The organism is Microcystis sp. LE19-131.1A (assembly GCF_027532015.1).
Taxonomy (GTDB): Bacteria; Cyanobacteriota; Cyanobacteriia; order Cyanobacteriales; family Microcystaceae; genus Microcystis; species Microcystis ichthyoblabe_A.
The window spans coordinates 1-23,619 of record NZ_JAPZSS010000194.1 but is presented as its reverse complement, the minus strand read 5'-3'; the positions used below and the strand labels follow the sequence as shown (position 1 = coordinate 23,619).

General features: G+C 41.3%; 22 protein-coding genes. 5 read left to right on the top strand and 17 right to left on the bottom strand.

The features are described from left to right. Positions 1 to 139 precede the first annotated feature (139 nt). The 6 genes from rodA to O9323_RS14720 form a co-directional block, all read right to left on the bottom strand. Positions 140 to 1,420, bottom strand: coding sequence for a rod shape-determining protein RodA (gene rodA / locus O9323_RS14745; protein ID WP_288125349.1), 1,281 nt, complete (start codon positions 1,418 to 1,420; stop codon positions 140 to 142). A gap of 211 nt (positions 1,421 to 1,631) precedes the next feature. Beyond that, positions 1,632 to 2,693, bottom strand: a complete 1,062-nt coding sequence (locus tag O9323_RS14740; protein ID WP_002796707.1) for an Mrp/NBP35 family ATP-binding protein — start codon at positions 2,691 to 2,693, stop codon at positions 1,632 to 1,634. A gap of 130 nt (positions 2,694 to 2,823) precedes the next feature. Beyond that, positions 2,824 to 3,615: an MOSC domain-containing protein gene (locus O9323_RS14735; protein WP_288125348.1), complete on the bottom strand. Its 792-nt coding sequence runs from the start codon at positions 3,613 to 3,615 to the stop codon at positions 2,824 to 2,826. Continuing rightward, the gene (locus O9323_RS14730) at positions 3,602 to 4,879 is read right to left on the bottom strand and encodes a glycosyltransferase (protein WP_149106681.1); all 1,278 of its coding nucleotides are present in this window, start codon (positions 4,877 to 4,879) and stop codon (positions 3,602 to 3,604) included. Before O9323_RS14730 ends, O9323_RS14735 begins: the two co-directional genes overlap by 14 nt. Positions 4,880 to 5,150: 271 nt before the next feature. Next, positions 5,151 to 6,482 (bottom strand): AtzE family amidohydrolase, encoded by a 1,332-nt coding sequence (locus O9323_RS14725; protein WP_288125346.1) that lies wholly within the window; start codon positions 6,480 to 6,482, stop codon positions 5,151 to 5,153. Continuing rightward, positions 6,479 to 6,655, bottom strand: a complete 177-nt coding sequence (locus tag O9323_RS14720; RefSeq protein ID WP_002740449.1) for a DUF4089 domain-containing protein — start codon at positions 6,653 to 6,655, stop codon at positions 6,479 to 6,481. The genes O9323_RS14725 and O9323_RS14720 overlap by 4 nt, the downstream gene beginning before the upstream one ends. A 341-nt stretch (positions 6,656 to 6,996) precedes the next feature. Here O9323_RS14720 and O9323_RS14715 point away from each other — a divergent pair, with 341 nt between their 5' ends. From O9323_RS14715 to O9323_RS14705, 3 genes are all read left to right on the top strand, one after another. Next, positions 6,997 to 8,598: a B12-binding domain-containing radical SAM protein gene (locus O9323_RS14715; protein ID WP_004158174.1), complete on the top strand. Its 1,602-nt coding sequence runs from the start codon at positions 6,997 to 6,999 to the stop codon at positions 8,596 to 8,598. A 169-nt stretch (positions 8,599 to 8,767) separates the two neighbouring features. Further along, a complete protein-coding gene (locus O9323_RS14710) occupies positions 8,768 to 10,183 on the top strand; it encodes an ABC transporter substrate-binding protein (RefSeq protein WP_004158172.1) in 1,416 nt (471 codons plus the stop codon). Positions 10,184 to 10,304: 121 nt separating this feature from the next. Further along, the gene (locus O9323_RS14705) at positions 10,305 to 11,030 is read left to right on the top strand and encodes a WecB/TagA/CpsF family glycosyltransferase (protein WP_002775551.1); all 726 of its coding nucleotides are present in this window, start codon (positions 10,305 to 10,307) and stop codon (positions 11,028 to 11,030) included. 7 nt (positions 11,031 to 11,037) lie between these two features. Here O9323_RS14705 and ureG read toward each other — a convergent pair whose 3' ends face one another. From ureG to psbP, 4 genes are all read right to left on the bottom strand, one after another. Continuing rightward, positions 11,038 to 11,634 carry an urease accessory protein UreG gene (gene ureG / locus O9323_RS14700; RefSeq protein ID WP_004158168.1) on the bottom strand — a complete coding sequence of 199 codons (597 nt, stop codon included), beginning with the start codon at positions 11,632 to 11,634 and terminating at the stop codon, positions 11,038 to 11,040. Positions 11,635 to 11,809: 175 nt separating this feature from the next. Beyond that, entirely contained in the window at positions 11,810 to 12,397 is a 588-nt protein-coding gene (locus tag O9323_RS14695) for a Maf family protein (protein WP_288125345.1), read from the bottom strand. A gap of 130 nt (positions 12,398 to 12,527) precedes the next feature. After that, a complete protein-coding gene (locus O9323_RS14690) occupies positions 12,528 to 12,938 on the bottom strand; it encodes a hypothetical protein (protein WP_024969102.1) in 411 nt (136 codons plus the stop codon). Positions 12,939 to 13,208: 270 nt separating this feature from the next. Continuing rightward, on the bottom strand, positions 13,209 to 13,757 hold the full coding sequence (psbP, locus tag O9323_RS14685; RefSeq protein WP_002775529.1) for a photosystem II reaction center PsbP: 549 nt from the start codon (positions 13,755 to 13,757) through the stop codon (positions 13,209 to 13,211). Positions 13,758 to 13,819: 62 nt separating this feature from the next. Here psbP and O9323_RS14680 point away from each other — a divergent pair, with 62 nt between their 5' ends. Beyond that, complete coding sequence (locus O9323_RS14680) at positions 13,820 to 14,602, top strand: tetratricopeptide repeat protein (protein ID WP_288125343.1); 783 nt, start codon at positions 13,820 to 13,822, stop codon at positions 14,600 to 14,602. A 74-nt stretch (positions 14,603 to 14,676) separates the two neighbouring features. On the opposite strand, the gene psb34 is transcribed toward O9323_RS14680, so the two are convergent. The 7 genes from psb34 to O9323_RS14645 form a co-directional block, all read right to left on the bottom strand. After that, on the bottom strand, positions 14,677 to 14,856 hold the full coding sequence (gene psb34, locus O9323_RS14675) for a photosystem II assembly protein Psb34 (protein ID WP_002732326.1): 180 nt from the start codon (positions 14,854 to 14,856) through the stop codon (positions 14,677 to 14,679). Positions 14,857 to 15,290: 434 nt separating this feature from the next. Further along, on the bottom strand, positions 15,291 to 16,301 hold the full coding sequence (trpS, locus tag O9323_RS14670; protein ID WP_002733196.1) for a tryptophan--tRNA ligase: 1,011 nt from the start codon (positions 16,299 to 16,301) through the stop codon (positions 15,291 to 15,293). A 61-nt stretch (positions 16,302 to 16,362) separates the two neighbouring features. Next, entirely contained in the window at positions 16,363 to 17,676 is a 1,314-nt protein-coding gene (locus tag O9323_RS14665; protein ID WP_002732128.1) for a dolichyl-phosphate-mannose--protein mannosyltransferase, read from the bottom strand. Between the two features lie 13 nt (positions 17,677 to 17,689). Continuing rightward, complete coding sequence (locus O9323_RS14660) at positions 17,690 to 18,319, bottom strand: Uma2 family endonuclease (protein ID WP_193977149.1); 630 nt, start codon at positions 18,317 to 18,319, stop codon at positions 17,690 to 17,692. Positions 18,320 to 18,353: 34 nt separating this feature from the next. Then, positions 18,354 to 20,402: a DNA phosphorothioation-associated putative methyltransferase gene (locus O9323_RS14655; RefSeq protein WP_288125342.1), complete on the bottom strand. Its 2,049-nt coding sequence runs from the start codon at positions 20,400 to 20,402 to the stop codon at positions 18,354 to 18,356. A 43-nt stretch (positions 20,403 to 20,445) separates the two neighbouring features. Next, positions 20,446 to 21,225, bottom strand: a complete 780-nt coding sequence (locus O9323_RS14650; RefSeq protein WP_288125341.1) for a photosystem II electron transport protein, Sll1252 family — start codon at positions 21,223 to 21,225, stop codon at positions 20,446 to 20,448. A 71-nt stretch (positions 21,226 to 21,296) separates the two neighbouring features. Then, positions 21,297 to 21,806 carry a hypothetical protein gene (locus O9323_RS14645; RefSeq protein WP_288125340.1) on the bottom strand — a complete coding sequence of 170 codons (510 nt, stop codon included), beginning with the start codon at positions 21,804 to 21,806 and terminating at the stop codon, positions 21,297 to 21,299. Positions 21,807 to 22,384: 578 nt separating this feature from the next. On the opposite strand from O9323_RS14645, the gene pyrC reads away from it, so the two are divergent. After that, entirely contained in the window at positions 22,385 to 23,419 is a 1,035-nt protein-coding gene (gene pyrC, locus O9323_RS14640; protein WP_002792237.1) for a dihydroorotase, read from the top strand. Positions 23,420 to 23,619: the final 200 nt, after the last annotated feature.

Genomic DNA, 23,619 nt, shown 5'->3' with positions numbered 1-23,619 from the left:
GAAGGAATATATTAGTAAAAATCATCAATTGAATGTTAAGAAGTGCGGAAAGTGGGATTTAATACTCCACACTTAAAACTCAAATCTGATAACTGATCACTGATAACTGATCACTGATAACTGATATCTGTACAACTACTTAGTACAAACGCTTACGGGGGCGATAATTAGCCACGGATTCCACTAAACCCAAGGCGATAAAATTGGTTAATAAAGATGAACGTCCATAACTTAACCAAGGTAGAGGAATCCCTGTAATCGGGGCTAATCCCACGGTCATGCTAATATTAAGAATTGCCTGAAAAGCGATCATCGAGAGAACACCGATCGCTATTAAAGAACCAAAGTTTTCTTTAGCAGTATTAGCAATGACTAACAAACGCCAACAAACTAACCAGAAAGCTATTAAAACCAAAATACTGCCAACAAAACCGAGTTCTTCCCCGACTACCGAGAAGATAAAATCGGTGTGTTGTTCGGGAATAAAATTTAATTGGGTTTGGGTGCCTTGGTGTAATCCCCGTCCTAATAATTCTCCGGATCCGATGGCAATGCGGGATTGAATTAATTGATAACCTCCCCCCAAAGGATTCTTTTCTGGGTCAAGAAATAGGGTTAAACGATCTTTTTGATATTCTTTTAATAAACCCCAAAAAACCTCGCCTAATTTACCCACTGCCAGATTAGTTGCCACCACGATGAAAGTAGATAAAAAACGGTAGGGAAGGGTAAACCAAGCAAGCACAGCGATGATAATTGCTAAAACAATCCAAGCAGGAAAAAGTAAATTAAACAGAAAAACCGATGCGATGGGAGATAACAGGATAATCATCCAAGGCAGTTTCGCATTAGCCCAGTAAATCATGCCTAGGGTAATTGCCCCAAAGACTAATCCTGTCCCCAGGTCCGGCTGCGCCATAATTAACACCCAAGGGATGGCAGTGACGGCAAAGACACGAGCGATCGCAAAAAGATTATCGGCGGGACGATGATGTAGGAGGGCTGCTAGGGTGATAATTAAACCTACCTTGGCAAATTCCGACGGTTGCACGTTAAAACTGCCGATATTAATCCAACTTTGCGCCCCATTCGCCGTCACGCCTAGGATAATTACCGCGATTAGGGAGAGATTGGTGAGAAGATAGGTTAACCAGTGCCATTTGAGCAGACTTTCGTAACGACAACGGGCCAGAAATAAAGCGATCGCCACTCCCACGCATCCGAATAACCAGTGTTGCCACCAATCGAGAGCAGTGGTATGTCTTTCGGCACTACGAATCATTAAACCACCGAAAACGGTTAAACCCGTCACCAAAACGAACAAAAGCCGATCCATTTGGGCTAGATCCCGGAAAATGAAGCTAAACTGCTCACTAAAACCGCGTAGTTTCCTACTAATAAGGGACTGTCTTCTCACCATTTCTCTCCCCAAATTTACTAACTAACTAGGGTTTGCTCAATAAATCTAAAAACATTGTTCGATAATACTTTTAGACCTTTTTGAAATCCAAAAGTACCGGCCCTTGGAGTGATCGGGGGGAAAATTTAGGGACTTTTTCCCTGAAAATGGGTAAAACCCTACACCCTACACCCCACACCCTGCCCCTAGGGAAAACTTTTTGCCGCAAACCCTAACTATAGGCTGCCACGGATACTTTCGCCGCCACCTGACGAGCGATCGCTATCAGGGCTTTAGCTGAGGCCGATTCTGGTTGCCCTAAAACTACTGGTACACCAGTATCACCGCCCTCCCGTAGGGATATCTCCAGAGGTACACATCCCAGTAAAGGAATGCCCAATTCTTGCGAGGTTTTTTCCCCACCACCGGACCCAAATAGATCATAGGAGCGATCGGGCTGATCGGGAGGGATAAAATAACTCATATTTTCCACGATACCCAAAACCCGCGCCCCTAGCTGTTGGAACATTTTTAAACCCCGGCGAGCATCAATTAAAGAAACCGTCTGGGGAGTGGTGACAATCACCGCACCGGCTAGGGGGACCGATTGAATTAAAGTTAATTGTGCATCCCCGGTACCGGGAGGCATATCGACGATTAAATAGTCTAAATCGCCCCAGTTGACTTGATAGAGAAACTGACGGATAATGCCGTTTAACATCGGACCGCGCCAGATTACCGGTTGATCGGGGTTGATCAAAAAGCCCATGGAAACCATTTTGATGCCATGGTTAAAAGCGGGTTCCAATATCTCGCCATTTGCGCCCTGTACCGTCACTTGTGCGTCATTTAAGCCCAACATTGTCGGGGCGTTGGGGCCGTAGATGTCCGCGTCTAATAGCCCCACTTTTGCCCCTAAATGAGCCAAGGCGACGGCGATATTGACAGCCACGGTACTTTTTCCCACACCGCCCTTACCACTGGAAACGGCGATAATATTTTTAACCCCCTCCACGCCTTGGCGATCGGGTAAAGCTTTTTGTTGCGGGGTTTCGGCAGTTACCTCCACGGCGACACTTTCCACCCCGGGCAGCTGTTTAACGGCTTTTTGGCAGTCTTCCACGATAAATTCGCGCAAAGGACAGGCAGGAGTGGTCAAAACTAGGGTAAAGCTAACTTTTCCGCCATCGATCGCCACATTGCGGATCATGTTCAATTCCACTAGGCTTTTTTGCAGTTCTGGATCTTGAACGGGACGTAATACTTCTAAAATCGATGCGGTATCAAGGGGCATGGTTTCAGTGTCTCTAGTCAAGTATTGTTCTTATGGTTATTTATCTTAACCTTGTGGGGGTTGGGTGTTGGGGTTTTAGGGTTTTAGTTGAAATTCCCCCATTCCCCTATCCCCCTAGATATCTAGATCTCTAGATTACGGTAATAGGATCGCCGACTTTAATTGTACCTGTCTTTTCGGGGATGACATTTTCTCCGAACATAATGCCCCCGGGGAAACTGCGAAAAGTGCTTAAGGTTTTTAAAGGTTCCTGTTGGGTATTTCTCCTACCTGTTTCTTGATCGGTGGTGGTGATAATACAGCGACTACAGGGTTTAACTAGGGCATAATTTATCTCTCCAATTGTGATCTTTTGCCAACTACTTTCGCTAAAAGCTTGATCGCTACTAATAACAATATTAGGCCGAAAACGATTCATCGGCACCGGTGCAACTAAACGCCGATTTAAGTCCTCTAAAGAAGCAGTATTAGTTAATAGAATTGGATAACCATCGGCAAAACTGACGGGAGTATGATCGTTCCCTGCATAGCGAGGATTCGCAGGACGTGGATAATCGGGAGATTGTCGCACTAAACGACAAGGAATGTCGAGAATTTTCTCAAACCATTCGGCGATTTCATCTCCTTGATCCATGGCTATGGTTTGGGATTCCCAGATTTGAACCGATCTTTTTTCTCCTGTGAAATTAGGCTGAAAAGTCAGGGAATCTTGAGATGTTTTCAGAGAAAAGTTATCCTCTGTTATGGTGACAGAAACGGTGGCTAATTGCGGATATTCCCTTTGGGTGATAAATTTACCCTTACCATCCACTAACATCATTTCTCGATCCCAGAGTAAACCTTTAGGAGTCACTTCAGCTTGGGATAATTGAATACCTCGACAGGATTTAATCGGGTAGATATAGAGATCAGTAACCTGCATTTTCTTTCAGTAGTTCTACATATTTTTTAGCCACATCTTCCCACGTCCAGAAATTAATTTTATTGGGGATATCTTCGGGTAACAAGCGAGGAATTGGATTGAGGATAAATTGTTCTAAACAATTGGCTAAACTGTCCGCATCTCCCCTAGGATAGAATTGCACTCTTTCGGGACAATTATATAATTCTACCTGTTCTTGAAACACTTCCAAATCGGAAGCAATAACGGGAATACCTTGTAAAATGGCTTCCGCTATTGCTAATCCAAAACCTTCGTATTTTGAGGGAAATACCACAGAGGAACAGGTTTGATAATAAAACTGCAATGTTTCATAGTCTTGATAACCTAATCCCTTGATGTGACTCTCGAAAATTTCTTGATTTTCCCGATAAAGTCGGGTACATTCTTTGAGATAATCTTGGTATTCTTGAGTTTGGGACTGTTGAGATAATTGCAGATTTCCATTAACTAGATTATCGGTTTCTTTACCAATAAAAACTATTTGAAATTTTAAACCTTTTTTCGCTAGTGTAATGGATGCTTTAAGCAAAGTTGTATGATCTTTGTAGATACCAAAAGAGGAGGGAAAATAAAAAGTAACTAGCTCACTTTTGACTAAATCGCTCTTGGGATTAGACTCCTCGATAAATCCAGCTAAAAGTACAGCTTGTAATTTACTAGCATAGGTAACATTAGGAAAAATTTTTAAAACATCTTCTTTAGTTTTTTGGGAAATTGTGAACAGTAGATCAGCCCGATCTAACCATTCTTTTAACGCTTCATTGTAGGGTTCTTGATAAGATTCTGAGTAAGTTAAGGGAGCAAATTGCCAAAAAACATCATAAATAATGCCACTTAAAGTAACCTTGACATTAGGAGGAGAAATCCGATTAGTCATTCCATACAAACAGTGATCAGCTTGGTAACGCTTGATAATCTGATTAATTCTTGCTTCGATGCGTAAAAGTCCAATTCTACGAGAGAAAATATGATGAATAGAAGTTAGTCTTAGGGTTTTATAAAAATTCGCTAGAAGACCATAAACATAGATTAATTTTGTTTCAAAACTATGGGGATAAAAATCAAAATTTTCGTAGATAAGTTTATCGGAATCGGGCATTAAAGATCTAAAATATTCAATTTCCTTACGAGGGAGGACGATAATAATCTGTTCGACGTATTCTAATAAGCTAGGTATCAAAGAGATAATGACTCTTTCTACTCCTCCTTTGCTATAAAATAGGATCGGGATGACAATTTTCATAGATTTCCTTGCAGATAGATGGCAATAAAAAGATTGATTCTTGACTCGAACCTAATTATATTATAGGCTCGAATTGTTCTAATGAGTCGAGAAATCGAGTTAAATTCAAAAAAATAAGACCCTATCAACCATTGAAAAGTAGTCTCCGAGCCAGTAGTCAGCATTCAGAGAAGAAAAAACGAATAGATTGTTTACTTAGACTAGAAAAATGACCTTTTTGCCTATATGTCCTTAAATTAGGGATTTTAGGATTAAGTGCGCCCTTAATATCTCACTTATGCGGGATATCTATGAGCATTTCCTCTAAAACCCTGGCTACCCTTAGGATTAAGTCTTCGCGATCGGGTGCGGCGATGATTTGCAAACCTAAAGGTAGCTGGGATGGACGTTTAATCGGCAAAGAAAGGGCAGGTAAACCGATAAAAGAAAAAGGTTGGGTGAATCTGCCTAAATTGGGTCTAATTAATAGCTCTTGCCCGTCAATAATCATTTTTTCTACTCCTAATGGTGGCGCAATACAGGGAATCGTCGGGGTGAGAATAATATCGACTTCGGCGAAAATCTCTCGCAGACGATCGCGATACCAACGGCGAAAACGTTGAGCCTGTAAATACCAGCTAGAGGGAATTAATGCCCCTGCCAAGAAGCGATCCCGGGTTGCGGGGTCAAAATCCTCTAATCTGGTCTGTAAACGCGGTAAATGCCAATTTGCGCCCTCGGAAGCGGTAATTATATAGGCGGCTGCCCTGGCGCGGGCGGTTTCGGGAATGGTGATTTTTTGGCTCACTCCTAAACGTTCAGCGATCGCTGTCACTGCCTCGAATACTTCCAGTTCGGCTCCCTGCTGAAAATAATCGTCGGCAAGGGCTATTTTTACGCCCTCTAAGCCACTTAAAGGAGCTTTAAGGTTATTTTTGGCAAAAAGACTCCAAATAGCCGCCATATCCGCCACATTGTCGCTAAAAAATCCCGGATGATCCAAACTACTGACGAACAAAAATAGGCCCTGACGGGATACGCGCCCAAAGGTGGGTTTTAGCCCTACCACGCCACAGCAAGCGGCGGGAACCCTCACGGAACCATTAGTATCGGAACCGAGGGCGAGAGGCACTAAATTAGCGGCAACGGCAGCGGCGGAACCGCCAGAGGATCCCCCCGATATACGACTAGGATCGCGGGGGTTGGGAGTGGCTCGATAATGGGCATTTTCGGTGACAAAACCGTAGGCGTACTCATCCATATTGGTCGCCCCCACCAAAACTGCCCCGGCTGCTTCTAGGGTTTGAATAGCGATCGCATCTTGTCTGGCGGCAGGGTGATCTCGATTGATTTTGGAACCGGCAAGGGTGACAATACCCTTGATATCAAAGAGATTTTTGACGGCGAAGGGGACTCCTGCTAAGACACCGACGGGTTCCCCATTGGCGATCGCTAGATCGATTTTTTGGGCTTGAGCGAGCGCTCTAGGCTGTAAAATGTCGGTAAAGCAATTTAAATGGCGATTTTTTGCCTCTATCTCCGCCAGAGTCTGGCTAATAACTTCTAAGGCGCTAGTTTGACGATTTTGGATCGATCGAGCTAAATTGCACACAGAAATAGTCATGGTTCAAAGCTGAGGGCGCTTTCCCCGTCATCCTCTAAGGGAAATTCTGTCACTAAACTGGCGATTTCTTGCAAGCGTTGCCAGTTTTCAACCACAGAATTTAAATAGCGATCGGGAATGGTTAAATCTAGGATTTTCGCCATGATTATAACGTATTCTTCGGGATTATTCATAGATTTCGTTCTGGTTGGGGTTAAGGAGATCAATCGACACCTAGTTAAGCTGTGAAAATTGCTAGGATATAAGAAAAAATCTCCTGTAAATACAATAGCTATCCCTAGGGAGGAAGTATAACTTAAATTTGTTCTTGACCCCCGACTCCCCAGCATCATAACCTGAGATATGATCATATAACTGTATATTGAGATATTTTCCCCTCCTTCACCTCCAGATTAAATTAAACTTATATATGACCAAAAACAAGAGGTAACAAGTCTCCCCTTTCAAGAGAATGAAAATTAAAAGCTACTGAAGACTACTGGTAGTCACTGATAACTGATAACTGATAACTGAAATGACCATCTTACAAGACGAAAAACTCCTCTTTACTCCCGCAATACCCCACAGTGATGCCCTTAGAACTATTTTTGCCTTTCCTAATCAGTATTCTGTGGGTATAACCAGTTTAGGTTATCAAATTGTTTGGGCAACTTTAGCCCTGCGATCGGATATACAAGTTAGTCGTTTATTTACGGATTTTCAAGAATCTTTACCCCGTTATCCCGAATTAGTCGGCTTTTCCTTTTCCTGGGAATTAGACTATGTTAATATCCTCTCGCTGTTAGAATCTTTAGAAATTCCTTGTCACAGTCATCAACGGCAAGATCAGCAGGCGATAATTTTCGGAGGTGGGCCAGTTTTAACCGCTAATCCCGAACCTTTTGCTGCTTATTTTGATGTAATTTTATTGGGAGATGGTGAAAATTTAATTGCTGATTTTATTAATGCCTATCAAGAGGTTAGAAACGCCGAACGACTGACAAAACTCCGTCATTTAGCCCAGGTTCCAGGGGTGTATGTTCCTAGTTTATATACCGTTAATTATGATAGTTCTGAAGGTGAAATTACGGCAATTCTACCCATAGATAATAATGTTCCTACCTTTGTTAGTAAACAAACCTATCGCAGTAATACCCTTTCAGCTTCTACGGTGGTAACAAAACAAGCGGCATGGGAGAATATTTATATGGTAGAGGTGGTGCGAAGTTGTCCAGAAATGTGCCGTTTTTGTTTAGCTAGTTATCTAACTTTACCCTTTCGTACCGCTAGTTTAGAATCTTTAATTCCCGCCATTGAAAAAGGTTTAAAAGTGACCGATCGCTTGGGTTTATTAGGTGCTTCCGTCAGCCAACATCCTGAATTTGAAACCTTACTTGATTATCTTTTTCAACCAAAATTTGAGGGAGTTAGACTCTCGATCGCTTCAGTTAGAACTAATACCGTCACGGAAAAATTAGCCAGAATTTTATCCCAAAGAGACACCAAATCAATTACTATTGCCGTAGAAAGTGGTTCCGATCGCTTGCGGGAAATTATCAACAAAAAGTTAGCCAATGATGAAATTATCCAAGCTGCCATTAATGCTAAAGCGGGCGGTTTAAAAGGGATAAAACTCTATGGTATGGTGGGAATACCGGGAGAAGAAATCGAAGATATTGCGGCAACTGTGGAAATGTTAATAGCCTTAAAAAAAGCCGCCTCTGGACTGCGAATTTCTTTCGGTTGCAGCACCTTTGTGCCTAAATCCCATACTCCTTTTCAGTGGTTTGGAGTTAATAAAATGGCCGAAAAAAGATTAAAATGTCTAGAAAAACAATTGGGTAAACAGGGCATAGAATTTCGACCAGAGAGTTATAATTGGTCAGTGATTCAAGCCCTATTATCTAGAGGCGATCGCCGCTTAACTTCCCTGTTAGAATTAACTCGTGGCTACGGTGATTCTTTAGGCAGTTATAAACGCGCTTTTAAGGAACTAAAAGGACAAATTCCCCCGCTAGATTATTATGTTCATCAACAATGGCGTTTAGAACAGGTTTTACCCTGGAGTCATTTACACGGTACTTTATCCTCAAATGTTTTAATAAAACATTTAGAAGATTCCCAAACAAAAAGGTAAAATATTGCTAATAAGCTAAGACACATTTAAACAATGTCTTGACTATCAGACCCCAAATGAGGTATTCTATCAAGGTAGATCGGATATTGGTGCAATTCAGAATTGAATTGGTGCTTTTATTAACTATCAATCTCGATTAAACCATTAATTTAATCTTAGTTATCAGCCCATGAGCCAGAAAAATGATACAGTTACCCTGCTTTTATCCCTGCTGATTACCCTAATATTTTTTGGGGCTGGTAGTTGGTGGTTATACAATCGTTTTCAAGGATCAAATAACCCAACCAATCTTTCTGAAATCGAGAAAATATCACCAGAGCAAAAATCGGTATCGCCACAAGCAAGATTTAGTCAAGGTGAAAACTTATTAATAGTTGAAGGGGCTGCTTCTGACAAACAAGCTGCTATACAGGCACTCGGAAAAGGAGACTTTCAGCAAGCAGTTTACCTCCTAGAAAAATCCCTGCGAGCTAATCAAAATGATCCGGAAGCTCTCATCTACTTAAATAACGCCCGTATTGGTGAAGCTAAGTCCTATACTATCGCCGTTTCCGTGCCAATTGGGAGCAATGTCAACACCGCCCTAGAAGTTTTACGAGGAGTTGCCCAATCTCAAAATCAAATCAATCAAAGCGGAGGAATTAATGGCATTCCTTTAAAAGTTCTCATTGCTGATGATGCTGATAATCCCGAAATTGCCGCTCAAATTGCCCAAAAATTAGCGGCTGATAACAGCATTTTAGGAGTAGTAGGACACACTAGCAGTGACACCTCTTTAGCGGCGGCTGCTATCTATCAAAAAGCGGGATTAGTAATGATTTCCCCCATCAGTACCTCAGTTAAACTCTCCAATTTTGGTGACTATATCTTTCGTTCTGTTCCCAGTGATTTTGTGGCAGCACGAGCATTAGCCGAATCTAGTTTGCAAAAAATTCCTAACGTCAAGGCAGTGGTATTTTTTAACTCCCAAAGTGGTTATAGTCAATCCCTAAAATCTGAATTTACCACCGCTTTAGGATTAGGAGGAGGTCAAGTGGTGAGTGAATTTGATCTATCTTCCCTCACTTTTACCCCTTCTAAAAGCCTCCAACAAGCTCAACAGGAGGGAGCAAATCTCATCGCCCTTCTTGGGGATAGTGGTACCCTAGATAAGGCTTTACAGGTGGTTCAAATCAATGGCCAAAAATTACCGATTGTGGCGGGTGATGACGTTTATAGCCCCAAAACTCTGGATGTAGGCGGAAAAAATGCCCTGGGCATGATTGTCGCTGTCGCTTGGCATTTGGCGGCTAATCCGAACAGTCCTTTTGTGAATAATTCCCGCCAATTGTGGCAAGGAGACGTAAATTGGCGCACTGCCACCGCCTATGACGCTACCCAGGCTTTAATCGCCGGAATTAAGGCAGAATCTAGCCGAGAGGGAGTTCAACAGGCGTTAAGAAGCAGTGATTTTTCTGTACCCGGGGCGACTAATCCCGTGCGATTTTTACCATCTGGCGATCGCAATCAATCCGTGCAATTAGTGGTAGTTGAACCAGGTTCTCGTTCTAGTTTTGGGATGGATTTTGTGCCAATTTCTCGATAAAATAACAACTAAATCAAGATGAATTGTAAGTAAGTATTTATAATTAAATTGAAGATAGATTTTGCCTCTGATCCCCCCTTAATAAGGGGGGTGTCTGACAACTATTAGCACCTACCTACTTATGTTAGAAACTCCCCCTAAATATTCTGTTCTCGGTTTACCAGTTCATCTTCTCGATAACTACAGTCGTTGGTTAATTGATCGCCTCTATCAAGGTTTTGGTTCCCACGTTGTCACTCTTAATGCAGAAATGGCAATGTTAGGGGAAAATGATGCTAAAGTAGCCCAAGTTATTCGAGAAGCAGATTTAGTTATTCCCGACGGTGCTGGGATTGTTATTTACTTAAAATTAAGGGGTAAAAAACAAACCCGCTGCCCCGGTATTGAATTATCAGAATCCTTAATTACTGAGTTAGGAATGCAGGGAGAAAGTTTTCCTATTGCTTTTTTTGGTGGTAAACCGGGGATTACTGAACAAGCGGCAAGTAATTGGCAAAAAAAGATACCTAATATCCGTATTCTGACTAACCACGGTTATCTATCCTCCCAGGAAATGTCCGATTGGATCGAGGTATTAAAAGATCAACAACCGCGGTTAATTTTAGTTGGTTTGGGAGTACCCCGACAAGAATATTGGATTAGGGAACATCGCCATCTCTGTCCCCAAGCTATCTGGGTAGGTGTGGGGGGGAGTTTTGATATCTGGTCCGGGACAAAAATCCGCGCCCCTCGCTTTTTCTGTGACAATAATTTAGAGTGGTTGTATCGACTCTATCAGGAACCTTGGCGTTGGAAAAGAATGTTAGCTTTACCTAAATTTTTCTGGCGCTCTCTTTTTTATTCCTAGTAATAGCTTAGTATAAATTCTTTTCGATAAAGGCAATCACTCGCTCTAATCCTTCCCGTGTTTTTAAGTTGGTGAAGATAAAGGGTTTATCCCCGCGCATCTTTTTGGCATCTCTATCCATCACCCCTAAATCTGCCCCCACCATCGGGGCTAAATCTATTTTATTGATTACCAATAAATCCGATTTGGTGATACCAGGTCCTCCTTTGCGAGGGATTTTATCCCCGGCTGCCACGTCAATCACATAGATGGTTAAATCTACTAATTCCGGGCTAAAGGTTGCCGCTAAATTGTCACCACCACTTTCCAGAAAAATTAGCTTTAAGTTAGCAAATTTTCTCTCTAACTGTTCAATGGCAACTAAGTTAATTGAGGCATCCTCGCGAATAGCTGTATGGGGACATCCTCCCGTTTCTACTCCTAAAATTCTTTCCGGAGCTAAAGCTTGCGATCGCACTAAAAATTGGGCATCTTCTTGAGTATAAATGTCATTGGTGACTACGGCGATCGGATATTGATCCCGCAAATTTTTACACAGGGCATCGAGCAGGGCTGTTTTTCCTGAACCCACCGGACCGGCAATTCCCACGCGCAAGCAAGACATAGTTTTTTCGGGAAAAAGTGAAAAGGAAAGGGTTAAAAATTTTGGGGCTATCGGATAGAAAAAAGAGGGGTTCGCAGGGCGACACGGATTCCCACTATAATAAAAAGTTAACACAAATCTGAGAATTTGTCAAGCCCTTTTGCCAATAAATTTGGGGAAATTATCGGCAAAAAGATCACCAAAAGTCAGTGATTTGGTAGCCAAAATCCGTTAACATCTGCCTAAACAGGGGCAAGCTTAAACCGATAACATTACTGTGACATCCCTCTAATCTTTCCACGAATAGACCCCCCTTTCCTTCTAAGGCAAAACAGCCGGCACATTTGAGGGGTTCTTCGGTGTCAACGTAGGCAATAATTGTTTCATCGCTGATATTGGCAAAGTGAACTTTAGTAATCCCACAACGAGTCAAGGTTTGATTATTAACTTGATCGATTAAAGCATGACCTGTATAGAGTGTACCCACCAGACCGCGCATTTTTTGCCAACGATTGATCGCTTCTAATTTATCCTTGGGTTTGCCATAGACTTCCCCCGCTACTTCTAAGACGGAATCACAACCAAGAATTAATCCTGTATCAAATTGGGGGGCGATCGTTTGCGCTTTACATTGGGCTAAAGTTTGGACAAGATGGAGAGTATCATCGGCATTAATTGTCGATTCATCAAAGTTACTCACTCGCACAATCGGATCGATTCCCACCATTTGTAATAGTTTTTTACGCGCAGGAGAAGCGGAAGCAAGAATCAAGGGAATAGACATAAGTTTTTTCAGTAAACAAGATAGGAGATAGAAGACAGGAGACAGGAGACAGGAGACAGGAGACAGGAGTAACTGATAAATGAAAAATCTCCCCAACCTGTAAAACCTAACAATGCTATGGCAAAACCTGCTAGGAATTGGCAGGATTTTCGGGGGGTAAATAACGATCTAAAATCTCAACCATGCGGGATTGTCTTCCTTCATTGTCAAATCGATTGTAAAAATCTGACTGAACCTCATAAAAATCCGACATCGATCGAGTTAATTGTCCTAGCAGTTGATAAAGTCCCCGTCTGTCTTTTTCCCATTCTTTTTTAGACTCAGCAAGACTATTAGTTAACGCTTCGATCAATTTGGCGTTAGAATTAGCGATCACTCTAGTTTCTTTTAATCCCTGATTGGTTTCCTGTAGTCCTAATTTAATCTCCTGTAATCCTAATCTAATCTCCTGTAGTCCTGATTTAATCTCCCGTAGTTCTGTTAGGGTATTTTCAGCAAGAGATTCGAGTCTATCTAGTCTATTTTCTTCCGAGTTACTCATATTCAGTTATCAGTTATCAGTTATCAGTTATCAGTTATCAGTTACCACTTTCTTACTGATTACTATTTACTGATTCAGTAAGTAATCTCAATTAATTGTTAGATAGTGGGACAGGCTTCTGGTTCTTTATATGTTATCTTTAATTATAACCGGCTACCTAGTTGATGATAGGTGGTGCGTTACGACGGATTGTTACCTTTAAGTCAAAACAGGAATTTTTGCCGTCTAACGCACCCTACATTTTACTGAAAATTTCCTATACTCTGACATTTAACTAACCGAGAAAGAATCAACGATAGTTTCAAAGAGTTCTTGAATTTGCGTCCAACGTTTTTGGGAAGTGGAAAGATTAAAAGAATAGAGTTTATGATTATTAACCGTGACGCTGGCCAGATTATGACGTTCTTGGCCGTTGACTAATTTAACTTGATATTCGAGGATATAATAATCTTGGCCGTCAATTTGATGGGATTCTGAGCGAATTAATTCTACTTCCTTATCAAGATTGGGGTTAAGACTGTTATTTTTTAGGAGACGATAGCCAACTTCCGAGGGGGTCCCTAAATCTGTTAAAGTTTTATTGTCGGGGACGGGATTGATAATAACGCTTAAATTTTCGCTCGTTTCGATCAGGTCATGAAAAACCACATCTACTCCTGCAACTTTTTTCACATCCACCTGCGTCCAACCCTTAGGATATAAAAATTGATAGCCTTGGCTGCCACTGGTGTATCCTTGCAGTCCAGCGATGGGAGTTGCACAACCGGTGAAGAGGAGGGTGGTAATTAGGAGGAAAGTCGCCAAAAGAGATTTAATCATGATATTTTGACCTGTAAGTAGGGCTGTTTAATTTTACCTTGAATTGTTTAGGTGAACGGATTATGAAAATTAAGAAAAAATTGACAATTATTATAGCTATAGCGACTTTTTTACTGACTATCTCTCCCCTAAGCGCTCAAACTACCGCTAACCCCGTGAAAGCTGTAGAATTTTATAATCGGGGGGTGGATCGTTTAACCGCAGGGGATTACTCAGGGGCGATCGCCGATTTTACTCAAGCTCTACAATTAGAACCGAAGGATGCCGATGCTTATTATAATCGCGGCTATGCGGAATTAGTTCTCGGCCAGTACGAGCGAGCGATCGCAGATTATACCCAGGCCTTGACAATCAACTCTAATTATGTTAATGCTCTCGGTAATCGTTGTTATGCCTATTATCTGACGAAAAAATACGAGGCAGCGGTGGAGGATTGCACAAAAGCGATCGCTTTAAACGGAAATTTTGCTGATTTCTTTATTTATCGCGGTAATGCTAAGGATGACTTGGGAAGACACCTAGAAGCGATCGAGGATTACACAAAAGCTTTGAGTTTACAGGGAACTAGAGGACAGGATCGCATTTTCTATAATCGCGCCCTGTCCTATAACCGAGCCGGACAGCAGGAAATGGCTTTAAGGGACTATAATGAGAGTCTGAAAATTAATGCTAATTTTGCCGAAGCGTACCACAATCGGGGTTTGACCTATTATAAATTGGGAAACAGGGAAAAAGCGATCGCTGATTTAGAGGAGGCGGCCCGTCTAGCGTTATCTCAGGGTAAACAGGGGACTGCGGCTAAGTCTCAGTCAGCAGTGGCATTAATTCAGGGTCAAAAGCCTTAAAATAGGGAGTAGTTGTGATATTAGCGGTAAAGAGGAGTGAAAGGGGCTAAATCGCAACTACGAGGGACTAAATTTTAGCCAGCTTGAGATGCGTAAAAAGCGACGGCTAACAGTCCACCGACAAGTGTGATCGCAGCAACACCCCAGAAAAGATAATTACGTTGTTGCGATTTAGTGGGGGGATCCGCTTGATAAACTTTCGGTTCGGCGGCGAAATTATTTAAGCGTCCACCTTCTTCATTTGTATAAGGCATAATCAAAACCTCAAATATGACAATTTTTCAGGAAAAAAATCCTCTTATTACAATCCTACAACATATCAGCAACCGAGTCGGGTATGTTGAAAATTCCCACGGGGATAACAATTCTTAGTCTTGGGGTAACTGCCGGACTCTGCTATTTTTATTAGCGATCGCATTTTCAAGGATTGAAACTGCGAAAACAAGTTTAAAAAGGCTAATAACAAGTAGAAAAAACTATAATTGAATTGTCCCAACGTCTAGCATAGTATAGCCAAGAATTACAGCAAGCAGTAGCTAAAACCAATCAAGCTAAACAGATAAAAAAACAATTTTTAGGGAAAATTACTGCGGAATTTCGCGACCCTCTGGCGATGAATGTTATTAGAGCGAGTTTCTCTGGACAGCCTAGCAGAAATTCGCCCTAGACATCTCTGGTTTTATTATCCCTAAAATGGTGGTAAATAACCCATGGCATTTTTGACTCGATCGAGAGTTTGATTGGCTACCGCTTCTGCTTTGAGACGACCTTGTCGCAAAACCGTAGCTAAATAATCTTTATCCTCTCTAATTTCGGTGTATTTTTCCTGAATAGGTTGCAGAGATTCTATGGTGACTTCTGTTAACATCGGTTTAAATTGTCCCCAACCTAAATCTGCACATTCTGCTGCGACCACCTCTTGACTTTTTCCCGATAAAATGCTATAGAGAGTTAATAAATTATGGCATTCGGGACGTTCTGGATCATCGAAAGTTAAACCCTTAACTAGATCGGTTTTACAGCGTTTAATTTTCTTGGCAATGACATCGGGACTATCGAGAATATTAATCCGACTCATCTCGGAAGGATCGGATTTAGACATTTTATTCCGGCCATCGGTTAAACTCATCACCCGCGCTCCTTCCTTGCGGATCATCGGATCAGGAAGTTTTAAAATTGGTTGTTTCGGTTGCCCAAAAAGATGATTAATTCTAACAGCTATATCGCGGGTTAATTCTAAATGTTGTTTTTGATCTTCTCCCACAGGTACTTTATCGGCATCGTAGAGTAGAATATCGGCAGCCATTAGTACGGGATAATCGAGTAACCCCGTGCCAACATTTTCCCCCTGTTTAATTGCTTTTTCTTTAAATTGAATCATATCGGTTAACCAATTTAAAGGGGTGATACAATTCAATAACCAAGTTAATTCTGTATGAGCTTTAACGTGGGATTGGACAAAGATAGTCGCGTATTCTAAATCAATTCCGCAGGCTAAATATAAAGCGGCAATTGCTAAAGTATCCTCCGCAAGAGTGGCGGGATTATGGGGAACGGTGATCGCGTGTAAATCGACCACACAAAAGAAATTATCGTAGTCTTGTTGTCCCTCCACCCAATTGCGGATCGCACCTAGATAATTGCCTAAATGTAAATTGCCAGTTGGTTGCACACCAGATAAGATTCTTTGTTTACCCATAACTCATGCGATCGCTTTTTATCATGATTTTATTGTATCAGTTTTTGGTGCTAATTTCATCCTAAATCCAATTGGGAAAAATCATTCTAAGATAATAATCCCGCACTGACAGGGGAATGCCTAAATAAATTGGTAGCCAATGAATAAAAGCAAAAGTTATCAAAATTATCAGCGAGCGCGAGCCATTTTTATAAATAGGACTGGAACTTTCTAAACCATCGGCTAAGAGCCAAGCTAGAGCAATCCAAGTGAAACTATAGGCAGCCATATAATGATAGAGAAAGGTACAGCGACTAATTTTTAACCAGGGCAGCAGATTGGCAATATAGTTACAGATAAGATAGGCAGAAATTACTCGCTCTTTTCGGTTAAATAATCGACTAAAAACCACTAGAATCGCTATCGTAGAAAACCACCATAACAACGGATTTCCCATCGCGTGAACATCATAAATTTTATCACCTACTCTCTTAAAATAATAAGCCACAGGTCGCCCCATTACTAACCAACTATACCAAGGAGAACAATAGGGATGAACATCAGATTGATTACCCTTGATTCTCTGATGAAATGACCAAATTTCTTGATGTACTTGCCAAAAATTATATTGATGGTTGACGAGAAGATGAGGTATCCACAGCAAACTATAGGTAATAAGAGGAAAGACAATTAAGGCGATAAAAATGTCCTCTAATCTCAGGTTAGTTGCCTTTGTCCAAAGATGATCTTTTGACTGCTCTTGATTAAATAATTTTATTAACCAAGCAATACCTATAAAAATAAATATTCCCAGTAAAAATCCTAAGCCATTCCATTTAATATTTGCCGCTAAACCGAAAGAAACTCCTGATAATAATAGCCAATTAAGTTTCTGATTTTTCTGGAGTGCTAATAAAAAAAATAATTGTCCAGATAAACCGAATAAAATTAAGTAAATATTATTGAGAGCGTAGCGGGATTCCACCAGAAATAATCCGTCTAAACTGGCGAGAAAAGTTGTGATTAAAAATACAGTTTTTCTCTGGGTTAATTGATAAGCAATTGCGCCGATAATGAGGGGAATAAAAGAACCAGTCAAAGCATTTAACCAGCGATAACTAAAAGTTGAGCGCAGGGAACCTGTTAAATTATTAATGGTTTCAGGATCGGCAGGAAAATGGGAACCAATCCAGATACTAATAGCAATTAAATATTGACTTAACGGTGGATGCGACTGGAAAAATTCTTTACCGATTAGATATTCATTGCCGTATTTAGCATAATAAACTTCATCGAAAACAAGAGTATTAAACTGACTGAGATTCCAGAATCTTATTCCTAGGGAAAATACAAATATCCCTAGGATAGATAGGTTAAATTTTACTTGAGAATTCATGGAAAGATAATAGTTATGACAACTGGGAATTTTCTGTTAAACACAAGCGAAATTCTTTGACAGCAAGACGGGGATTAGGATGGTTGACGTATTCGGCTAATAATTCTAAATTTAAATCCGGTAATAAAGCACTTTTAGGGATTAAAATATATTCGCCATTCTCTTGTAAAGAATAGATTTTTAACTGATTATCTTGCCAAAACCAAACCTCTTGAGTTCCCAATCTTTGATAAACTTCTAAAACTTTCAGGCTGCCACTGGTTAAGATTATTTCTATCGCCAAATCAGGAAACTCTTTTTCTATAAATAAACAAAAACATTCATCTGGTTCTTTTCCCGCTTCTTTTTCCTGTTTTCGCAAAGTGGTGGAACCTAATCCCCAGAAATCAATTTCAGCATATTCTAAATAAACTTCTACCAATCTACCGATATTTTTTTTGCTAACTTCGTGACGACGACTAGGAGCCATAATTTCTACCATTCCATCTAAGTAAGTAATGCGATAACTGGAACTATCTTCTAAATGTTTTAAGAGGGTTTCGTACTGTTGCCAATTAACCCCAGAAATAAACATCCTTTGTTCAGGATCATTAGCTTTTAACTCGAAACCTTCTAATCCTTGCAACCGAATCGTAGTCATCATAAAATTAATTACCTCATCTATTTTACTTAATTACTCAGGAAGACTTATTTTGATTTCTTCTGGCGTTAATTTTAGCGCGTAAAATCCTAACTTTATAGGGATCGGCATCTTTTCGCCACAGAATTTGATGGCCTTTGATTGTAGCACAATGCTCCTCTAAACATTTTTGCCAACCCTGTAAACGTTCGATCGCTTTTCGATCTTCTAACAATCCCCAATCCTTTTCTAATTGAGTTAAGCGAACCAATTTATCATAGTTGGGATAATCCGCCGTTACTAAAAGCTCTTTTTCGTGTAGAATTGGCGGATTAGGACTATCCCGGTAATCGCGAAAACTAAAATCAGCCGAACCTAAATATACATCCATGCTAGTAGCTAAAATCGGATGAATTTCTGTATCAAAATTGGGATAATAGAGATAGGAAATTTTGGGTTGACGAAAAGATAAACGAACAACGTTAGCATTTTCTAACCGTCCGATAGTTTGACTAGCACAACCTTCATATAAGCGTAATAACATCGGTAATTTTTCCAGAATGCTAATATGAATAGTTAGGGAATAACGGGAAAGTTTGCCTAGGGAACTATTTTCACAAGCACGAGCGATCGCTGGTAGATTTCCTGCACTTATTAACACTTCTTCTGCTAGAGCGCAAGCATTGCGATAACTGCCAAATAAAGCTTTAAAATCGGCACGGGTAGCGGGGGATAATTCCCGTACTTTCGGACAGTGGCTAAATTGACTTAAAGCTAAATAAAGTAAAAGATCGGCGCGTCTTTTGTCGGCAATTATCTCCCATTCTTCCCCTTCTGTTACTTGTAGAATCACTTGAAAAGCGCGTCTAAAAGTGCCAAATTCTGCCTTAATTTCTTCCTCTTGTAATAATTCTCCTGCGACGGGTAAACGTCCCTGCTGGGTATAAAATTCCATCAGTGGAGTTAATAAATCTTCGTAATCTTCAAAGCGTTTGAGATGGGTTTTAATTTTAGGTGTGGTAGCGCGGGAACGACATCTGGATAAACGAAAAGTTTCGGCTTTTTCCTCCTCTCGAAAAACCAGATAAATCCCCAAAGTTATTGGAATAGAATCAACCCCCAAAGTGCTATCAATATACTGTTTTAGTTCTTCCTGTTGATAGTATTTTTGAAAAGTATTGCGACGGGTTATAATTCCATCTTCATAGACCATTAAACCCCGTTCACTATCATCAATTAGAATCTGTGCTGAAACAATTAAAACTTGACGGGTTAATTGCCAAGCTTTTAATAAAGCTTCTTGCCTTTCTTCGGCGGATTCAATAACATTAATTACATAGCCTAAATTAACAATATCAGATTCAATTAAAGGACTATCGGGACGATAATAAGGATCCCAACCTTCACTTTGATAACCCTGTTCAGCTATGCGTTCTATATCACCTCCATAACCACAACCGTAATCAAAAAAAGTGGTTTCAGGAAGGAATAATCCCGCCGCTAATGCTAATCTTGCTGGACGAGAAAGGGTTTTGCGAACAAGAGCAGCCTTGTGGCGATCAATTATTATCGATTTTTCCTTTTGTCCCTCTAGATTACAAACTAAATAATCTCCTGCAAAATCAAGGTGATGCTTTCTTAAAAGTCGTTGCCATTCCTGTTTAGTACCGATGGGATAAGAACTGTTTAAAAGTCCTAAAGCACTCTCGATTTTTGTGAGATGCTCGAATTGTTCATAAAAAGGATAGTCCCTAGTAACAAAAGTTTCTTTTCGGTGTAAAATAGGCGGATTATCAGCATTTTGATAATTCCATTCACTTAAGATTAATGTCCCCAGATCTACCACTAAACTTTTAGTTAAAACTGGGTGAGGTTCCCGATCAAAATCGGGATAAAAAAGATAGGATATTTTCGGTTTATCGGTGCTAAATTTAATTATTGTTGCCTCAGATAAATGCTGATTAATTCTTGCTTGTTGTTCGTAACTCTGGAGGATAGGATCCAGTTGATGTAATGCTTCTCGATGAACATAAAGCGCCCCCGGTAATAGTTTACCGATGGGACTCACTTGACACAGTTGCACGATTAAGGCGAAATTCTCAGCCATGGCAATTAATCTGTCTAATAACAAATTCTAGAGACAGAAAAAACTAAATAAATCTGGTTAAATGAACCCGATAGCGCTCTTTTTTGGTCACAGTAACCTCACCCACTTCTAAACGACCTTTTCCCCGAAAAGAAATCAAATCACCGGTTTTAACGTTATAACTAGATTGACTGATATCTTTCCAGTTAACTCGCACATCCCCAGCGCTAATTGCCTCGGCCATTTTACTGCGAGAAATGCCAAAACCCGCCGAGGCAATCGCATCCAAACGTAAGGAAGCTTCCACAGTATTAATTTCTTTTTTTTGCGGGGGTCTAACTTTTAATTCCGTCAAAGGAATCGGGCTAGTTTTCACGGGAACCGAACGCACTTGTCGCAAATTAGCAGATAAAAAATCTGCCAATTCAGGCACTACAATTGCCTGCGCTCCTCGCTCACCTAAAACGATTAGATCACCGACTTTTTCCCGAACGATACCCGTCCCCAACATTGCCCCTAAAAAATCCCGGTGGTTAGCGGTATCAAAAAGAAAATTACCGGCAATATCAAGGGCAGATAGGGGAATATCTGTTACTGCCAAAGGTAAATCAACTCTAGCAATACCGAGGCGCTGTCTTTCTGCTTGGGGATAACCGCCCCATTTTTGCATTGACACATCAGTTAAACGCTGAAAAACTCGTTCCACTTCCGCTAAAACCGCAGGAGAAAGAAAGTCTGTCGTCGTCACTTCCCAAGTCTTAATCGCTTGTTCGGCTTTATCAATAACTTTCGCTATCTCCTCGCGGTTTTCAACACCCTTTAGTAATTCTTCTCTTGGTAACATTGTTTTCTGGTAATTAATCAAAAATTCTTAGGAAAAAATCAAATGACCGATAACTTATTCCCGATAACCGTTCACCGTTCTAGGGCGTATCCTTGCAGATTTTCGGGGTTAAATTGACGCAGGATAAGAGTCGCTTGATTTTTCAGGTTTTCCGAACCCTGCACGATAATAATATATTTTCCCGCACCGAGACGATTGCGATAAGGAAGTGCATCGCCACTGCCGGACGATAAACCCACGCCACCACCGACAAAAATACTCCCCATCGCCCCCCCCATCGCCCCGGCAATGCCGCCGACGATATGATTGCCCGGTTCTCCGGCCCAATCAAAGGTATGCAATCCCGTAATCAGGTTAAAAAGGTAGCCGCCGGCAAAACCGAAGGGAATTAACCAAAAAGCCATGAGAGTAGCCCGTTTTTTGGCCTGTTGGAAGGGATCGATCAAACCGAACTCATCAGCACTTTTATAGCCGCGACCGAGAATGGTCACTTGAGATTGGGGAATTCCCGCCTTTTCCAGGGCAACGGAAGCTTCTTCTGCTTCTATGCGATCAGCTAACACGGCAATGAGATAATTCATATTCTCCAACTTTTTAGGCTATCTTCATCTCCTATTGTAAGGATTTTGGGGACTGAAAAGCCGCTCGATCGAGAAAATATTCAAGGGGATGCGTTAGTCAATCTTAGATAGGATTGATTAATCTGGAATTATTAGCAATTCAAGAAATTGCTCTATCTTGGTTATTTTTGGCACTAATTTACTATAAAGAAAGATAGTTTAATTATTATTAACAAGAAGTTTTTTAGGACTATTACCATTGGGATTAGACTGTAAAGTTTGACTCACTCCTGTCATTATTTGAATGTTTTCATCGGCTACATCTGAGGTAAAAACTAAAAGAGAGATTAGATTTTTGGTAATAATATCTAGTCTTAAGTAATTCACTTGTACGCCAATTGAATTTATGAAAAAAAGAGAAATAAATAGCGCAGATGCAGCCTTCTCTTATAGATATAGACCAATTTAGATGCGCGGCAGCTTATTAGTTAAAACTAACTTGACTGCTGAAATAGGGAATTGATTCCCTGACCGAAGATTGACTTCTCTCTTGTGTTTAGTTGTGGCGCTGGGATTCCTAACCGTTGTATGATGGAAAAATGCGAAGACTCACAATCACTCGACCCGACGACTGGCACCTTCATCTCCGCGACGGTGCGGCACTGAAAGCGGTTCTACCCCATACGGTGCGTCAGTTTGCCCGTGCCATTATCATGCCGAATTTAAAGCCCCCAGTGCGCTCCGTGGCCGATGCCGCCGCCTACCGCGATCGCATTCTGGCAGCAGTTCCAGAGGGTCAACAGTTCGAGCCATTGATGACCCTCTATCTCACCGATAATACCAGTCCCGAAGAAATTATGGCGGCAAAAGCCTCCCAGTTTGTCAAAGCGGTGAAATACTACCCGGCCGGTGCCACAACTAATTCCGACTTGGGGGTGACGGACCTTCGTAGGTGTGATCGCGTTTTGGCAGCGATGGAGCAGCTGGATCTGCCGCTACTACTGCACGGAGAAGTTACCGATGGTGATATTGATGTGTTCGATCGCGAGAAAGTGTTCATTGAGAAGCAATTAATCCCACTGATAACCAGATTTCCGAAACTGCGGGTCGTCTTTGAACACATTACCACTGCCGATGCGGTCAAGTTTGTTCTATCTGCTAACAACAACGTCGCCGCCACAATTACGCCCCAACATTTATTGTTTAGCCGAAACATTCTCTTTACCGGTGGTATTCGTCCCCATTTTTATTGCCTGCCGATTTTGAAACGAGAGGATCATCGTTTGGCACTTTTGCAAGCGGCAACATCGGGCAATCCCAAGTTTTTTCTAGGGACCGATAGTGCGCCCCATTCTCGCTACAGCAAAGAAAGTTCCTGTGGCTGCGCGGGTTGTTATTCGGCTCTGCACGCCCTAGAGTTGTACGCAGAAGCATTTGAGAGCGTCGATGCGCTTGAGCAACTGGAAGGGTTCGCCAGCTTTCACGGGCCAGATTTTTATCAACTCCCCCGGAATACGGAACAAATCACATTAAACAAAACCCCTTGGCGCATTCCCGATGAATTGCCCTTTCCCGAATCTGGACTGGTACCGTTACGAGCAGGTGAAGAGATAAGCTGGCAATTAGGGCAATAAAAACCGCAAGTCTTGATAGTTGCGGTCAAGAATTCACGATTTATTAAAGACTGATTATTTAGGGTCTGCTGAAAAAGTACGGGCGAAGCATTCGGGCAATAACCTATCGGTGAAACCGTAGATTTTCTATCCGAATGCTTCGCCCCTACAGGACACGGGCCGATGAAGACGCAAGGTTTTGAACGAAGATTCTCTCAAAA

What these genes read in the sequence shown, in the direction of transcription:
- O9323_RS14695 (WP_288125345.1), bottom strand. Translation starts at nt 12,397, where the DNA reads ATGTCTATTCCCTTGATTCTTGCTTCCGCTTCTCCTGCGCGTAAAAAA.
- O9323_RS14665 (WP_002732128.1), bottom strand. Translation starts at nt 17,676, where the DNA reads ATGAATTCTCAAGTAAAATTTAACCTATCTATCCTAGGGATATTTGTA.
- pyrC (WP_002792237.1), top strand. Translation starts at nt 22,385, where the DNA reads ATGCGAAGACTCACAATCACTCGACCCGACGACTGGCACCTTCATCTC.
- O9323_RS14710 (WP_004158172.1), top strand. Translation starts at nt 8,768, where the DNA reads ATGAGCCAGAAAAATGATACAGTTACCCTGCTTTTATCCCTGCTGATT.
- psb34 (WP_002732326.1), bottom strand. Translation starts at nt 14,856, where the DNA reads ATGCCTTATACAAATGAAGAAGGTGGACGCTTAAATAATTTCGCCGCC.
- O9323_RS14730 (WP_149106681.1), bottom strand. Translation starts at nt 4,879, where the DNA reads ATGAAAATTGTCATCCCGATCCTATTTTATAGCAAAGGAGGAGTAGAA.
- O9323_RS14650 (WP_288125341.1), bottom strand. Translation starts at nt 21,225, where the DNA reads ATGTTACCAAGAGAAGAATTACTAAAGGGTGTTGAAAACCGCGAGGAG.
- O9323_RS14655 (WP_288125342.1), bottom strand. Translation starts at nt 20,402, where the DNA reads ATGGCTGAGAATTTCGCCTTAATCGTGCAACTGTGTCAAGTGAGTCCC.
- rodA (WP_288125349.1), bottom strand. Translation starts at nt 1,420, where the DNA reads ATGGTGAGAAGACAGTCCCTTATTAGTAGGAAACTACGCGGTTTTAGT.
- O9323_RS14720 (WP_002740449.1), bottom strand. Translation starts at nt 6,655, where the DNA reads ATGAATAATCCCGAAGAATACGTTATAATCATGGCGAAAATCCTAGAT.
- O9323_RS14705 (WP_002775551.1), top strand. Translation starts at nt 10,305, where the DNA reads ATGTTAGAAACTCCCCCTAAATATTCTGTTCTCGGTTTACCAGTTCAT.
- O9323_RS14715 (WP_004158174.1), top strand. Translation starts at nt 6,997, where the DNA reads ATGACCATCTTACAAGACGAAAAACTCCTCTTTACTCCCGCAATACCC.
- O9323_RS14660 (WP_193977149.1), bottom strand. Translation starts at nt 18,319, where the DNA reads ATGATGACTACGATTCGGTTGCAAGGATTAGAAGGTTTCGAGTTAAAA.
- O9323_RS14735 (WP_288125348.1), bottom strand. Translation starts at nt 3,615, where the DNA reads ATGCAGGTTACTGATCTCTATATCTACCCGATTAAATCCTGTCGAGGT.
- O9323_RS14680 (WP_288125343.1), top strand. Translation starts at nt 13,820, where the DNA reads ATGAAAATTAAGAAAAAATTGACAATTATTATAGCTATAGCGACTTTT.
- O9323_RS14690 (WP_024969102.1), bottom strand. Translation starts at nt 12,938, where the DNA reads ATGAGTAACTCGGAAGAAAATAGACTAGATAGACTCGAATCTCTTGCT.
- psbP (WP_002775529.1), bottom strand. Translation starts at nt 13,757, where the DNA reads ATGATTAAATCTCTTTTGGCGACTTTCCTCCTAATTACCACCCTCCTC.
- trpS (WP_002733196.1), bottom strand. Translation starts at nt 16,301, where the DNA reads ATGGGTAAACAAAGAATCTTATCTGGTGTGCAACCAACTGGCAATTTA.
- O9323_RS14645 (WP_288125340.1), bottom strand. Translation starts at nt 21,806, where the DNA reads ATGAATTATCTCATTGCCGTGTTAGCTGATCGCATAGAAGCAGAAGAA.
- O9323_RS14725 (WP_288125346.1), bottom strand. Translation starts at nt 6,482, where the DNA reads ATGACTATTTCTGTGTGCAATTTAGCTCGATCGATCCAAAATCGTCAA.
- ureG (WP_004158168.1), bottom strand. Translation starts at nt 11,634, where the DNA reads ATGTCTTGCTTGCGCGTGGGAATTGCCGGTCCGGTGGGTTCAGGAAAA.
- O9323_RS14740 (WP_002796707.1), bottom strand. Translation starts at nt 2,693, where the DNA reads ATGCCCCTTGATACCGCATCGATTTTAGAAGTATTACGTCCCGTTCAA.